The 15438-nt window shown below is 59.0% G+C and carries 13 protein-coding genes; all 13 read left to right on the top strand.

All coding sequences use genetic code 11. The features are described 5' to 3' along the window. Entirely contained in the window at positions 1-1905 is a 1905-nt protein-coding gene (nuoL, locus tag IH971_00215) for an NADH-quinone oxidoreductase subunit L (GenBank protein MCH7496261.1), read from the top strand. Then, complete coding sequence (locus IH971_00210) at positions 1905-3479, top strand: NADH-quinone oxidoreductase subunit M (GenBank protein MCH7496260.1); 1575 nt, start codon at positions 1905-1907, stop codon at positions 3477-3479. Before nuoL ends, IH971_00210 begins: the two co-directional genes overlap by 1 nt. Before the next feature lie 23 nt (positions 3480-3502). Beyond that, a complete protein-coding gene (locus IH971_00205) occupies positions 3503-4975 on the top strand; it encodes a sodium:proton antiporter (protein MCH7496259.1) in 1473 nt (490 codons plus the stop codon). Continuing rightward, positions 4972-5445, top strand: coding sequence for a universal stress protein (locus IH971_00200; protein ID MCH7496258.1), 474 nt, complete (start codon positions 4972-4974; stop codon positions 5443-5445). The genes IH971_00205 and IH971_00200 overlap by 4 nt, the downstream gene beginning before the upstream one ends. 6 nt (positions 5446-5451) lie before the next feature. Then, the gene (locus IH971_00195; protein ID MCH7496257.1) at positions 5452-6885 is read left to right on the top strand and encodes an NADH-quinone oxidoreductase subunit N; all 1434 of its coding nucleotides are present in this window, start codon (positions 5452-5454) and stop codon (positions 6883-6885) included. Continuing rightward, complete coding sequence (cobO, locus tag IH971_00190) at positions 6882-7427, top strand: cob(I)yrinic acid a,c-diamide adenosyltransferase (GenBank protein ID MCH7496256.1); 546 nt, start codon at positions 6882-6884, stop codon at positions 7425-7427. Before IH971_00195 ends, cobO begins: the two co-directional genes overlap by 4 nt. Positions 7428-7684: 257 nt before the next feature. Next, on the top strand, positions 7685-8773 hold the full coding sequence (locus IH971_00185; GenBank protein ID MCH7496255.1) for a bifunctional oligoribonuclease/PAP phosphatase NrnA: 1089 nt from the start codon (positions 7685-7687) through the stop codon (positions 8771-8773). After that, complete coding sequence (locus tag IH971_00180) at positions 8763-9317, top strand: dCTP deaminase (GenBank protein MCH7496254.1); 555 nt, start codon at positions 8763-8765, stop codon at positions 9315-9317. The genes IH971_00185 and IH971_00180 overlap by 11 nt, the downstream gene beginning before the upstream one ends. A gap of 19 nt (positions 9318-9336) precedes the next feature. Beyond that, complete coding sequence (ispH, locus tag IH971_00175) at positions 9337-10194, top strand: 4-hydroxy-3-methylbut-2-enyl diphosphate reductase (protein ID MCH7496253.1); 858 nt, start codon at positions 9337-9339, stop codon at positions 10192-10194. Positions 10195-10360: 166 nt separating this feature from the next. Further along, a complete protein-coding gene (gene pdxS, locus IH971_00170; protein ID MCH7496252.1) occupies positions 10361-11242 on the top strand; it encodes a pyridoxal 5'-phosphate synthase lyase subunit PdxS in 882 nt (293 codons plus the stop codon). After that, entirely contained in the window at positions 11236-11811 is a 576-nt protein-coding gene (pdxT, locus tag IH971_00165; GenBank protein ID MCH7496251.1) for a pyridoxal 5'-phosphate synthase glutaminase subunit PdxT, read from the top strand. Before pdxS ends, pdxT begins: the two co-directional genes overlap by 7 nt. Further along, positions 11808-13697, top strand: a complete 1890-nt coding sequence (locus IH971_00160; protein ID MCH7496250.1) for a 1-deoxy-D-xylulose-5-phosphate synthase — start codon at positions 11808-11810, stop codon at positions 13695-13697. Before pdxT ends, IH971_00160 begins: the two co-directional genes overlap by 4 nt. Positions 13698-13749: 52 nt before the next feature. Further along, complete coding sequence (locus IH971_00155; GenBank protein ID MCH7496249.1) at positions 13750-15423, top strand: methylmalonyl-CoA mutase; 1674 nt, start codon at positions 13750-13752, stop codon at positions 15421-15423. Positions 15424-15438 lie beyond the last annotated feature (15 nt).

Here is a 15438-nt window from a genome sequence, read left to right as displayed (position 1 = left end):
ATCAGTCTCTACCTGATTACGCTCTTTCCCTTGCTGGGCTTTCTGATCAACGGCCTGCTGGGACGCTGGCTGACGGAGCGCCAGGCCGGCTTGGTGGCCTCCCTGGCTGTGCTCGGCTCCTTCGTAATGAGCGCCACGTACTTTCTTGCTCTCACACGACCGGATGTCGCCCATATTTCCCAAAACCTGTTCGCATGGATTTCGGTGGGTGATTTGCAGGTCAACGTGGGCTACCGGTTCGATCCCCTGTCAGCCCTGATGACGCTCATTGTCAGCGGTGTAGGGCTGCTGATTCACATTTATTCCATGGGTTATATGCGTGGCGACCCAGGCGTGCGCCGGTACTTTGCGATATTGAACCTGTTCACGTTCATGATGCTCAATCTGGTGCTGGCCGACAGCCTGGTGCTGCTGTTCCTGGGTTGGGAAGGGGTCGGACTCTGCTCCTACCTGCTGATTGGGTTCTGGTTCCGGGACGAGGCCAAGGCCCGGGCAGGCATGAAAGCCTTTGTGGTAAACCGTATTGGCGATGCCGGTTTTCTCATAGCCATGATGGTCCTCTATCACCATTTCGGTACCCTGAACATGAGCGCCATCGCTGAAGCGGCTCCCCACGCGCGGTTGGCCGAGGGCGTGTTCACCGCCATAACCCTGCTGCTGCTCCTGGGCGCGGTGGGTAAATCGGCCCAGATTCCCCTGCACGTGTGGCTGCCCGATGCCATGGCCGGCCCGACACCGGTCTCCGCACTCATCCATGCGGCGACCATGGTCACAGCCGGGGTCTACCTGATCGCGCGCAATGGCGTGCTCTTCAGCCTGGCGCCCACGACCATGACCGTGATGGCGAGCATCGGTATCATTACGGCCCTGCTGGCTGCCACCATTGCCATTACTCAGCATGATATCAAGAAGGTACTGGCCTACTCCACCATCAGTCAGCTGGGTTACATGTTTGCCGCGCTAGGGGTGGGCGCCTACTCGGCCGCCATCTTCCACCTGATGACGCACGCGTTCTTCAAGGGACTATTGTTTTTGGGGGCGGGTAGCGTGATTCACGGGCTGGACGGAGAACAGGACCTGCGGAAAATGGGTGGGCTCAAGGAGGCTCTGCCTACGACCCACTGGACCATGCTGGTGGCCGTGCTGGCCATCGCTGGCCTGCCGGGATTGTCAGGATTCTTCAGCAAGGACGCAATCCTGTGGAGCGCGTTCAGCCACTATGAGGGCTTCAGTTGGATCTGGCTGGTGGGGTTATTTACGGCGGGCCTGACGGCATTTTACATGTTCCGCTTGTATTTCCTCACCTTTCGTGGCGCGGCCCGATGGGCTGGTGCGCAAGAGCCCCATGAGTCCAGCTCTGTCATGACGGTGCCCCTGGTGCTTCTGGCTTTTCTGTCCATCTTGGGTGGGTACGTGGGCGTTCCCCAGGTCTTGGGCGGCGTGAATCGCCTGGAATATTTCCTCGCCCCCGTCCTCACCATCACAGCCGCTCACGCTGCTCCCGTCCATGGGGCTGCCCAGGCCCTGGAACTCCTGCTCATGGGTGTGACCACGGTGGTCGTTTTGGGCGGCGGGTACTATGCCTACCGGATCTATCTCCGCCAGCCGGCACTGGCCGAAAACCTGGCCCAGCGGCTGCGCTTCCTTCACCGGCTCTCCTACAACAAATACTTCATCGACGAGGCCTATGCGCTCCTGGTGGTGGGTCCCTTCAAGAGGTTGGCCACCATGATTTGGGCTTGGGTAGACGTGAAGGCTGTCGACGGTTTCGTCAACGGGATGGGCCGCTCCGTCGCCGCCGCGGGAAGCTATATTCGCCGGGCACAAAGTGGCCTCATTCAGCACTACGCCGCCGTCATTCTCTTTGGAGTGGTCTTCATTCTCGTTTACCTCTACGTGGAATAATGGACTGGCTGTCGCACCATCTGCTGACCCTGACCATTATCATGCCTGCTGCGGGTGCAGTTGTCATCCTTGTGCTCGGCAATGGCCAGCGAGAAGTTATCCGGCGGGTGGCGCTGGGATCGTCACTGGTCACGTTCGTCCTGTCGTATTTCCTGTTCAAGGGGTTCCAGCCCGGGGGCGGCTTCCAGTTTGTTGCACTGGCGCCGTGGATCTCCAATTACGGCATCAGCTACCATGTGGGTATTGACGGCATCAGCCTGTTGCTGCTGCTGCTCACCACCTTCATCGTTCCAGTGACCATCCTCGCCGCGTTCGATTCTATCCACGAACGTGTCAAGGGTTTCATGGCCGCGTTGTTGCTCATGGAAACCGGGCTGTTGGGGGTGTTTGCCTCCCTCGACCTGTTCCTGTTCTACATTTTCTGGGAAGCCATGCTGATTCCCATGTATTTCATCATCGGCGTCTGGGGCGGCAGGAACCGGCTCTATGCCGCCATCAAATTTGTGCTGTTTACCATGCTGGGCAGCCTGTTGATGCTGGTTGCCATTCTGGCCCTCTATAACGAGGGGCAGGCGCAACTGGGGTATTACACGACCAACTACCTGGAACTGGTAACCCTGACACTTTCCCCGGCGACCCAGACCTGGATGTTCCTGGCCTTTGGGCTGGCCTTCGCCATTAAGGTGCCCCTGTTTCCCCTGCACACCTGGTTGCCCGACGCCCATGTGGAGGCACCCACCCCCGGATCGGTCATCTTGGCTGCTGTTCTGCTGAAGATGGGCGGCTTCGGTTTCTTGCGTTACTGCATCCCCATGTTTCCACTGGCGACGGCCCGCTTTACCCCCCTGCTGGTGAGCTTGGCCGTGGTAAGCATCATCTACGGCGCCATGATGGCCCTGGTCCAGACCGATATGAAGAAACTGGTGGCCTATTCCAGTGTGAGTCATCTGGGCTTTGTGGTGTTGGGCATTTTTGCCCTCAGCCTGCAGTCGGTGACGGGGGGCATCCTGCAGATGGTGAACCACGGCTTGTCCACGGGTGCCCTGTTCCTGCTGGTGGGCATGGTTTATGAGCGCACCCACACCCGCAAGATTTCCGACTATGGCGGCCTGGCTGCCATCATGCCGCGCTATGCGGTGGCATTTATCATTGTGACGCTGGCCAGTATCGGGCTGCCGGGGCTGAATGGCTTTGTAGGGGAGTTCCTGATTATTGTGGGCAGTTTCGGAAGCCAACCGGTTGGAGCGGTGGTGGCGGTCTTGGGCGTTATCCTTTCGGCGGTATACCTTCTCTGGATGGTGCACCGCGTTTTTTATGGGCCGCCGGGGGTTGTTCTTGGACGCGCCGCAGGGGAGAATGACTCAAGGCTCGTGGACCTGACGCGCCGGGAGTGGTCCGTGCTGCTGCCGCTTATGGCTGCGATTGTGATGCTGGGCATCTATCCCCGGCCATTTCTCGAGCGGATTGAGCCCTCGGTCAATTCGTTGGTGACCACTTACCACGAGGCCGTCGGCGCACCCAGGGCAGACATGAGCATACCGACGGCGCCTGGGCCGCCAGTACCAAAGGAGTAGGGATGAGTAAGCGACAGCAGGCTATGAATCGTTGGGTGAGCCGAACAGGTGCCGTAGTGCTGATGACCCTGACGCCGGCACTGGCGTTTGCTTCCAGCGGCGCAGAGACAGGGGCTGAAGACCTGGGCCACATCCTGCCATTGTGGAGCATGATCCCCTTCGTGGGAATCCTGCTGTCCATCGCGATTTTTCCGCTACTTTTTCCCGTCCTTTGGCACCACCATTTCGGCAAAATATCCGCCGCCTGGGCGGCCATCTTTTCGCTACCGTTTCTCCTGGTCTACCGGGGCGCCGCCTACCACGAGATCAGCCACATCATCCTCATTGACTACATTCCCTTCATTATCGTGCTGGCGGGGCTCTTTACCGTGGGCGGAGGCATCGTCCTGCGTGGCAGTTTGGTGGGCACGCCGGCCGTCAACACACTTTTGCTGCTGGTAGGCACACTGCTGGCGAGCTGGGTCGGCACTACCGGCGCGGCCATGCTCCTGATTCGCCCCATCATTCGGGCCAACGCCTGGCGCAAGCACAAGCAGCACATCATTGTCTTTTTCATTTTCCTGGTGGCCAACATTGGCGGTTCTCTCACGCCGCTGGGCGACCCGCCGCTCCTGCTGGGTTTTATCCATGGCGTGCCCTTTTTCTGGACCATGGGGCTCATCGCGCACATGAGTTTCGTGGCGGCGATCCTGCTGGTCGTGTTTTACCTGCTGGACGGATACTTCTTCAGGCGTGAGGCCGCGCCCCCTGCTCCGGCAGCGGACCGGGAACCCATTCGGCTGGATGGCGGGCACAATTTTGTCTACCTGGCCGGCATTTTGGGCCTGGTGTTCATGAGCGGAACGCTCGATCTGGCAGAAGTATCAATCCTGGGTGTGCATGTTCCCCTGCAGGATATCTATCGGAACCTGGGGATCCTCATGCTCCTGGGGCTCTCATGGAGAACTACCAGCCGGGCGCTGCGGCACGCCAACGGCTTCACCTGGGCGCCGATTCTGGAGGTGGCCTATCTATTTGCCGGGATATTCATCACCATAGTTCCTGCCCTGGCGATCCTGAGGGCCGGATCGGAGGGGGCCCTGGCCGGCCTCATCAACAACGTCGAAACGTCGCGGCAATATTTCTGGGTAACGGGCATCCTCAGCAGTTTTCTGGACAATGCCCCCACCTACCTTACGTTCTTCAACACGGCCCTTGGAAAACTTCACCTGACCGAAGGCGAAGTAAGCCTGTTCCTGGCGGGAGGTGCAGCCGAGGGCGACCTGCTGATGCGCCTGCAGAACTTTGAGGCACTACTGGTGGCCATCTCTATCGGGGCCGTATTCATGGGGGCCAATACTTACATCGGCAATGCACCCAACTTCATGGTGCGCGCCATCGCCGAGGAGAACGATATATCCATGCCCAGTTTCTTCGGCTACATGGCCTGGTCGCTGATTATCCTGATTCCAATATTCGTCCTGGTCACATTCGTATTTCTAGGAGACGTACCGTGATTGCCCACATTCTATGCGCAACAAATTTGAGTCCCCATGCCGATGAGGCCCTACGTATCGCCGTTCACATGGCGGCCAAATACAACGCCAAGTTGACCATGCTGAATGTTCATGAGGAGTTCATGGACAAAGACGAAATGGTCATGCTGCGGGTCAGCGTGGAACAGATGCAGGAGCATTTCCGGGAGATCGCTATCCGCTGCAGGGAGCAAATGAAGAAGTTGGTCACCGCGGTCGGCGTGGACGACCTGCAGGTTGAGTATCTGTTGCGTGAGGGTAGCGCCGCGAAGGAGATTCTCGAAATTGCCGCGGAATTGGGGGCCAAACTGCCTGCGCACAACACGGTGATCATTGTTTTGGGCATTCACGCCAAGGAAGGCCTGGTGGGCCATCTGCTGGGCTCCGTGGCCGATCATGTGGTGCGCTATGCGACCTGCCCGGTGTTGGTCATCCCCTATGAGGTCGACTAATCCCACATGACCTGGGCCGACCTATCCAGCACCTTCCCCGAGCTTGCGCTGGTGGTTACTGCACTGGCCCTCCTGCTGCTGGAAGTGCTGAATTCACCACCCAGAAGCCGCATGGTGTGGGTCGCCTTGGCAGGGTTGGGCGTCGCGCTTGCCCTGGAGCTGACGCTCCCTGCGGAGGGAACGTTTTACCAAGGCATGATCGCTGTGGACCGCTTCACCCGCTACTTTGATGTGCTGTTCCTGGTCATCACGGCCGCCACTATGCTCATAGCGATTCCCTACCTGCGGGCGACCCTGGAGGAGCGGGGGGAATACTTCGCCCTGCTGCTGTTAGCCACTGTGGGCATGATGTTCATGGTCAAGGCCCACGACCTGACCATCGTCTTTTTGGGGTTGGAGCTGCTTTCGATATCGCTCTATGTGCTGGTAGCTTTTTACCGCCATCGCGTGCGCTCCAATGAGGCGGGCATCAAGTACCTGCTGTTGGGTGCCTTCTCCAGCGGGTTCTTCCTGATGGGAATTGCGTTGCTCTACGGCAGCACCGCAGCAACCAATTATGATGCCATTCGCCAGTCCATTGTCTCGGGAACTCAGCTCTCCCCGATGCTGACCCTGGCGGGCTTCGGGCTGCTCCTGGTGGGCTTTGCCTTCAAAGTTGCCCTGGTCCCCTTCCATATGTATGCCCCGGACGTGTACGAGGGCGCCCCCACCTCCATCACGGCATTTCTCACGACGGGTCCCAAGGTGGCGGGGTTCGCTGCCTTACTGAAAGTGATCGTGGTATCTTTCGCTGTGACGACCCAACACTGGTCGGGAATTATCGCGATATTGGCGGCGCTCACCATGACGGTGGGTAACCTGACGGCGCTGATGCAGGATAATCTGAAGCGCATGCTGGCCTTCTCCAGCGTGGCCCATGCCGGCTATCTGGCGGTGGCCATATTGGTGGGGACCTACGACGCCGCCTTCGCCCTGGCATATTATCTGGCCATTTATGCCGTCACCACCCTGGGAGCGTTTGCCGTTGTGTCCCTTATCGAAGGCGACGAGGAAACCAACCTGAGTATTGACAGCTATCGTGGCCTGGGCAAGCGCAGTCCTTATGCGGCTGGGGTATTCGCCCTGACGATGGCCTCGCTGGCTGGGCTGCCCCCCACGGCAGGTTTTCTGGGCAAATATTTCGTTTTCAGTGCCGCCATGGATGAAGGCTACCTGTGGCTGGTCGTCGTCGCGGTCCTTAACAGCCTGGTTTCGGTGTACTACTACGTAAGACCGGTAGTGGCCATGTATATGCAATCACCGGTTGTAGACGAACCCATCGTTCTGCATCGCGCCATCGTGCCCGTGCTGCTGCTGGTCGTGGTGGTCGTTTTGGGCCTGGGCCTGCTGCCCATGCCTTTGGTGAAAAATGGCGTGGCCGCCGCCAACAGCCTGTTTTGAGCGCTCGCTCCAGGCGCCGGGGACTGTTAATTGTCTACACCGGTAACGGGAAAGGCAAGACCACGTCGGCCCTGGGCGTGGCCTTCCGGGCGCTGGGGTACGGCTGGAAAATCTGCATGGTCCAGTTCATCAAGGGCACGTGGAAGTATGGCGAGATGGCTAGCATCGCCGAGCTGGGTGACCGGTTCGAGCTCCACCGCATGGGAGCGGGTTTTTACAAAATTTTGGACGACGTTCAGCCTGAAGCGGTACACCGCGAAGCAGCGGCGGCGGCGGCGGCACTGACTGTTGAGAAACTACAGAGTGAAGCCTACGATTTGGTCATTGCTGACGAATTGACTGTTGCCCTTGGGACCGGACTCGTTGATGCGGAGACCGTGAATCGTATCGTCGCAGCGAGACCACAGCAGGTCCATTTGATTATCACGGGCCGGGGTGCTCCCGATTTTCTCATCGAGAGTGCCGATCTGGTTACGGAGATGCGGGAGGTCAAGCACCCCTTCCAGAAGGGCCTCAAGGCTCAGCCTGGAATCGATTACTAGCCTGGACAGATCACATTCGATTTGCATCCTGCCTGGGGCCGCAGCTCGATAACCCTGACGAATTGTCCCCCTGCCCCGTAGCGGTGACTGCGCTGGCATCGCCCCGTTAGCAACCTTAAATTGCCGTCTGCCCGCCGACGTCAGCATATTTGTGACGGACCCGACTGGGATAGTCAACCGGGCCCATTGCAAGGTCGATGCCATGGGAGCGGCGTGGCTGACAGCACAGCAGGATACGACAGGTACGGAGACGTAAATTGGCCCTAGCCTCACTCTATATTCCCGAAGAAACTACCGACATGGCGGCGGCCTGGGCGGCATTCGATGCGGCGGTTCAGTCCGCAGGCAGGGTGGTCCTTTCTACCCACGAGAATCCCGATGGTGATGGCCTGGGGTCTCAATTGGCCATGATGGAACACCTCATCTCCCTGGGGAAAGAGTGCCGCATCCTCAACAGCACTGCCGCACCCAACAGCTTGCGCTTTCTGGATCCCAACGGCTGGCTGGAGGTTTACGACCGTGATCGAGACCGTGCCTGGCTGGCGGATTGCAACCTGGGGATCGTTTTTGATCTGGGGGATTTTCGCCGTCTTCGCACCATAGGGGAGGATTTGCGAGCCCACAAGACTATCCTGGCATCCATCGACCACCACCCGCAGACAGGGTTCGATTCCGGCAATAGCGAACCCCTGTATGCACACGTGATACTTGACTACTCGGCCCCTTCAACGGGGACGCTCGTCTGGCTGTATTTTAATGACTATCGCTCGGAGCCACTGACGCTGAGGATGGCAGACGCCCTCTATACGGCCCTGGTGACGGACACGGGGTCCTTCCGTTATGACAACACCGACGAGCGGGCGCACTTGATGGCCATTGACCTCATCAATCTGGGTGTCAAACCGTACAGTGTTCACCGCCAGGTTTATGAGGAACGGGAGCGCTCGCAGATCAAGCTTTTGGGGCTTGTCACCGAGCGGCTGCAGTATTCCCCGGATGGGCGCATCGGCTGGTGTGCGCTGACCCGGGCTATGTTCCGCAAGGCGGGCGCCAGCAGGGAAGACGTGGATGGGATGGTCGAATTTATTCGCGGCATCAAGGGAGTGCAGGTGGCCGTACTGCTTACCGAGCTGGACGCTCACCGGACCAAGGTCAGTCTTCGCAGCAAGGGCGACGTGAGCATCAATGATGTTGCCCAGAGCATAGGCGGTGGCGGCCACGCCTTTGCCTCCGGGGCCATGGTGGCCAAGCCGTGGCGCCAGGTGATCGATGACCTGCTGCCGCTATTGCAGGATAAGGTCAAGGATTTGGGCACCACCGGAACCGAGGAACGCAGTGGGAGTTAAGCCTGATACGTGGATTGAGATGATGGCACGCGAACACGACATGATCAAGCCCTTCCAGTCCAGCCAGGTCGCTGAGGGGACCGTTTCCTATGGCGTCTCATCCTACGGCTATGACCTTCGTGTGGCGGACGAGTACAAGATATTTACCAATGTCAATAACAGCATCATAGATCCCAAGCATGTTGACCCCGGCTCATTCATAGATTTCAAGGGTGCTGAGTGCATTATCCCGCCCAACAGCTTTGCCCTGGCCCGCAGCGTGGAATACTTTCGTATTCCTCGTGAGGTCATTACGCTCTGCGTGGGCAAGTCCACCTACGCGCGCTGCGGCATCATCGTGAATGTCACCCCCTTTGAGCCGGAGTGGGAGGGTCATGTGACCCTGGAGATATCCAATACCACCCCCTTGCCCGCCAAGATTTATTCCTTCGAAGGTATTTGTCAGGTGCTCTTTTTCGAAGGCAGCGATGTGTGCCGGGTTTCATACCGGGATAAGAACGGCAAATACCAGAAGCAGATGGATATCACCCCGGCAAGAGTTTGAAAACGGTCAGGGACAGCTAATGGAAATTGTTGTTGCCAAGGATGCCGGCTACTGCTTCGGGGTCCGGGACGCGGTAAACCTGGCCTACGATGCGGGGGCGCAGCACGGCGAGGTCTACATGTTGGGCGATATTGTCCATAACGAGCAGGTCGTGCAGGACCTGGCAGCGGCCGGGGCGCAGGTGGTGGAATCCCTCGACGAGGTCCCCGATAATGCGCCGGTGCTGTTCCGAGCCCACGGCACTTCGGTGGAGGTGTGGGAACAGGTAAAGTCCAAAAAGATTAAGATTATTGATGCCACCTGCCCGCTGGTGCGGGAAATTCATGAGGAGGTTCGACGCATATCTGCGGACGGCCGGCAGGTGATCATCATCGGGGATCATGGACACGATGAAGTCCTTGGCATTGCCAGTCAGGTTTCCAACCCCATCGTGGTTGCAACACCTGAAGAAGCCCAATCCTTGCGCAAGATGAAACGGGCCGCCGTCGTGAGCCAGTCTACGCAAATGATTGAAAACGTCCAGGCCATCATGAACGTTCTCATGGGCAAGGTTTTCGATCTCCACTTTGTGAACACCATCTGTTTTCCCACCAAACGCAACCATGAGCAGATCAAGCACCTGGCGGGAGAATCGGACGTGATGATTATCATTGGGTCTTTCACCTCCGCGAATTCCAAACGGCTCACGCAGCTGTCGCTGGAGCGCAATCCCCGTACTTACCAAGTGACCTGTGGTGCGGATATCAAGGACGAGTGGTTTGGTGATGCCGACAGGGTAGGTATTTCAGCGGGTGCGTCTACGCCCGATTACCTCATCGAAGAGGTGCGGTCCAGGATCGCAACCCTGGGCGCCAAAGCCGTCCCTCAAGCCCCGTAGGTCCTGGCATGGGAGGAGTTCCCGGCGCGTCTCGGTCAATGGGCTGCGGTTGGCCCCACTATGGGCGGCAGTGCGAGAGACAAAGTTTTGCTACTCAGGTTTGGGCGCCGATTGTAGATTGGCCTGCTGCAGACAAATTTGACTCAGAAATAACGGAATGACAGTAATGGAACAGGGACAATTCGAAGTCAAGGTCGGCTTGGCCGAAATGCTCAAGGGCGGCGTCATCATGGACGTGACCACGGCCGATCAAGCCAAAATCGCCGAGGACGCGGGTGCTGTAGCCGTCATGGCCTTGGAGCGCATCCCCGCTGATATCCGTGCAGACGGAGGCATCGCCCGGATGTCCAATCCACAAGTGGTGCGCTCCATTCAGGAGGTGGTGTCAATACCTGTCATGGCGAAATGCCGCATTGGGCATTTTGCCGAGGCGCAAATTCTGGCGGCGCTGGAGGTAGATTTCATCGATGAAAGCGAAGTCCTCACCCCCGCGGACGAGGAGAATCATATTTATAAGCACGATTTCAAGGTGCCCTTCGTGTGTGGCGCCCGGAATCTGGGTGAGGCCTTGCGCCGCATCGGTGAGGGCGCCGCATTGATCCGCACCAAAGGTGAAGCCGGCTCCGGCAACATTGTTGAGGCGGTGCGCCATATGCGTTCGATTCAGTCGGGGATTGGCCGGCTTTCGGTCCTGGATCAGGCCGAGCGGATGGCCACGGCCAAAGAGTTGGGTGCGCCCCTCGCCCTGGTGGAACAGGTAGCGAAGATCGGCAAATTGCCGGTGCCTAATTTCAGCGCCGGGGGCATTGCCACCCCCGCTGACGCGGCCCTCATGATGCAGCTGGGCGCGGAGTCCCTCTTTGTTGGTTCGGGCATCTTCAAATCGGAGGACCCGGCTGCCAGGGCGCAGGCCATTGTGGATGCAGCCACCTATTACCATGACCCCGAGAAGCTGGCTGCCGTCTCCGCCGATTTGAAGGCGGCTATGCGTGGCCTGGACATGTCGGAGATTCCCCCGGCCGAGCGTCTGCAGGAGCGCGGTTGGTAGGCACCGTAGGCGTGCTGGCCTTGCAGGGAGACTTCGCGCGCCATCAGGCGGTGCTGGCCGAGCTGGGCTGCGATAGTCGCATGGTTCGTTACCCCGCAGAGCTGCAGGGACTGGCTGCACTGATCATACCCGGCGGCGAGTCCACTACCATCAGCAAGCAGCTGGACCGCGCTGACCTCCGGCCGGCCGTAGCAGCTTTTGGTCGGGAGCGCCCCATTATGGGTACCTGTGCCGGGCTCATCCTTATGGCCAGAGACCCCTCCGATGATCGGGTGCACAGCTTGAACCTTTTGGACGTGGTGGTCGCGCGCAACGGCTGGGGGCGGCAGGTGCACTCATTCACCGCACCGATTGCCGTGCAATTGAACGGTAAAGTGGACACTGTGCCGGCCATCTTTATTCGGGCTCCACGAATTCGGGAAGTGGGCCCGGAAGTGGAAATCCTGGCCCGTATCGGCGACGAACCAGTACTGGTGAGGCAGAAGCCGCATGTGGGCATGTCCTTCCACCCGGAGCTCAGCGAGGATCTGCACATCCATGAGTTTTTCCTGAAAGCGGTCGCGGCGTGACGGAACAGTACCCCCTGCTCAGCACTGTCGAGGGGCCGGCCGACCTCAAGAATATTGCCCGGGACCGCCTGCCGCAGTTGGCGGCGGAAGTGGCTGACCTCATCAAGACGGTGGTGGAGGAGGTCGGGGGCCATTACAGCTCACCCCTGGGCGTGGTGGATTTGACGATCGCTCTGCATAGGGTCTTCGATTCGCCGCGCGATGCACTGATCTGGGACGTGGGCCACCAGGCCTATGCCCACAAGATCCTTACCGGGCGGCGGGATCAGTTCCACACGCTGCGCGGCAGGGACGGCATCAGCGGTTTCCTGCGCAGGTCGGAAAGCGAACACGACGCCTTCGGCGCGGGCCATGCCAGCACGGCCATTTCGGCGGGCCTGGGCATGGCCGAGGCGCGCGATCTAAAAGGGGAATCGCACCATGTGGTCGTCGTGGTGGGAGATGGAGCGCTCACGGGGGGGCTGGCCTACGAGGGATTGAACAATTTGGGCTTCAAGCGGATGAACCTCACGGTGGTGCTGAATGACAATCGGATGTCCATATCACCCTCCGTTGGCGGCCTGTCGGCTTACCTCACCCGCAGCGTATCCAATCCCCTCTACAACCGCGTCCGCGATGACCTCTGGAAAGCCACGGGCCTGCTGCCCTTGGGGGCCAAGGCCGTGCGCACATTCTTTCACCGGCTGGAGGAGGGTCTGAAGGGCTTCATTACTCCCGGCTTGATTTTCGACGAACTGGGCCTGCGCTATTTTGGTCCCATCGATGGCCATGACTACGATTCCATGATTTCGGTGTTCAACCACGTGAAAGATCTGCCCTATCCCACCCTGGTTCACGTTCAGACGACCAAAGGTCACGGATCCAAGGAGGCTGAGGATGATTCTCAGCAGTACTACAGTCTATCGGGGCGCAGAAATCAGAAATCCAATGGCAAGTTGGCCCCCGACTTCAGCAAAGTCTTCGGCAAATCAATTGTGGAGCTTGGCGCCCAGGACGAGCGTATCTGCTGCGTGACCGCGGCCATGGTAGTGGGTACCGGGCTGACACCATTCGCCAGGGAATATCCGAAGCGCTACTTTGATGTGGGTATCGCGGAGGAGCACGCGGTCACTTTTGCAGGCGGTCTCGCCGCCAAGGGCCTGCGGCCGGTGGTTGCTATTTATTCCACTTTTCTCCAGCGCGCCTATGACCAGATCATCCACGACATCGCCTTGCAGAATCTGCCGGTGATATTTTGCCTGGATCGGGCCGGCCTGGTGGGCCCAGATGGTCCCACCCATCACGGTGTGTTCGACCTTGCATTCCTCAGGATGATTCCCGGCATGATTGTCTGCGCACCCAAGAACGGCGACGAACTGCGAAATTTGCTTTTCAGCGCCGTCACCTACGATACACCGGTTGCCATCCGCTATCCGAAAGCGGGCAGCATCAGCTTCAATCCTGACGGGAAACCGACAATTATCCAGCCAGGGTCATGGGAATTTTTGCGGGGGGGTGACGATCTAACCATTCTCGCCGTGGGGAGCATGGTGGGCGTAGCCCGGCAGGCCGCCGAACAACTGGGCGAGGGACACGATCTGGAGGTCGGCGTGGTTAATGCACGTTTTGTCAAACCCCTGGACGAAGCTCTGCTCACAGAACTGGCCGGGGCCGGTGCCCCCATCGTTACCCTGGAGGAAGGGGTGTTGGCCGGAGGATTCGGCTCGGGGGTCCAGGAGTTCCTCAACCGGCATGAGGCCCGCAACACAGTCCTGTCTCTGGGGATTGGAGATGCGTTTGTGGAGGCTGCAACACGGCAGGAGCTGTTGGATGTCTTGGGGCTGAACCCCGCGCGGGTCGCAGAACGGATTCTCCATACCATGTCCCTGACCACCAGCCAAAGCTAGCTATCAAGACTCCCACGCGCTTGCCATCCATTTGCGACCTGCAGGAGGGAGGATGAAATCACCCACCAACAGCCGCCCGACAAGTAATCCCGTTTCCGCCCGGAAAAGGTGGGAGGCTGAGGTTGAACATTCCTCCGTGCGGGAATACAGTTTCGATACGGTTTCGGGGCAGCCGCAGGACCCCCTATACCTGCCGCCGGAGGTAGATGCGGCCTACCTGGAGCAGTGGGGTTTTCCGGGTCAGTATCCCTTCACCAGGGGCGCCCATGCCAACATGTACCGTGGCAAGCTGTGGACCATGCGGCAGTTTGCCGGCTTCGGCACCCCGGAAGAGACCAATGCCCGCTACAAGTTCCTGCTTGACCACGGCCAGACAGGCCTTTCAGTGGCCTATGACATGCCCACGCTCATGGGCTACGACGTGGATGACGATATTTCCCTGGGTGAAGTAGGCCGTTGCGGGGTGAACGTCAGCTCCCTGGAGGACATGGAGACCCTGTTTGACGGTATTGATTTGGGGACTACCAGCGTCTCGCAGACCATCAATGGACCGGCTTTTATCCTGTTGGCCTTCTATATTGCCGCCGCTGAAAAGCAGGGCGTGCCCAGGAAAAACCTCGCCGGGACCCTGCAGGCCGACATCTTGAAGGAATACATTGCCCAGAAGGAATGGATCTTCCCGCCTGCCGAGTCCATGCGCATTGTCACCGACATGATCGAATTCTGCACCCGGGAGATGCCCCGCTACAACTCTATCTCAGTAAGTGGCTACCATATTCGCGAGGCGGGCAGTACGGCGGTGCAGGAGCTGGCCTTTACGCTGGCGAACGGGTTTGCCTATGTGGAGCACGGCGTGGCGCGGGGCATGGATGTGGATACGTTTGCGCCCCGCATATCCTTTTTCTTTAATTCGCACCTGGATTTCTTTGAGGAAATTGCCAAGTACCGTGCTGCCCGGCGAATCTGGGCCAAGCGGATGCGCAACAAATATGGCGCCCAGGACCCGCGCTCCTGGCGGCTGCGATTTCATACCCAGACAGCCGGGGTAAGCCTCACAGAACAGCAACCGGAGAATAACATCTCCCGCACGGCCTTCCAGGCGCTGGCTGCGGTCTTGGGCGGCACCAACTCCCTGCACACCAATGCCATGGATGAGACCATTGCCCTGCCTACGGAAAAAGCCGCCCGTATTGCCCTCCGCACTCAGCAGCTCATCGCCTATGAGACCGGTGTCGCCAACGTCATTGATCCCCTGGCGGGATCGTGGTTTCTGGAAGACCTTACCAACCGGATGGAAGCGCAGGCCGAAGACTATTTCCAGAAAATAGAGGATCTCGGCGGCGTGATTCCGGCCATCGAGGAGGGCTTTTTCCAACGGGAGATAGCTCAGGCGGCGTATGACTACCAACGGGCCGTTGATGCCCGGCAGCGCTACATCGTGGGTGTCAACGCCTTCGTCCAGGAAAATGAGGAGCTGGAGATTCCGATTCTGCGGATTGATGACGATGCTGAGCGGGCCCAACAACAGAAGGTCTCGGCACTGCGTAGCCGCCGGGATGCCGACGCCGTTCAAGCGTCCTTGAATCGCGTTGTGGCGGCCAGCAACTCAACTGAGAATATCATGTATCCGGTCATTGAAGCCGCCCGGGCTGAAGCAACCCTCGGCGAGATCGTAAGCGCCATGAAGTCCGAGCTGGGCACCTGGGCGGAGACCGCGGCCTACTAGTTCTTTCCGCCCGTT

This window comes from Candidatus Neomarinimicrobiota bacterium, from assembly GCA_022560655.1.
Classification (GTDB): Bacteria; Fidelibacterota; Marinisomatia; order SCGC-AAA003-L08; family TS1B11; genus JADFSS01.
The sequence above is the reverse complement of the archived record's forward strand: the minus strand, read 5'-3'. Positions and strand labels throughout refer to the sequence as shown.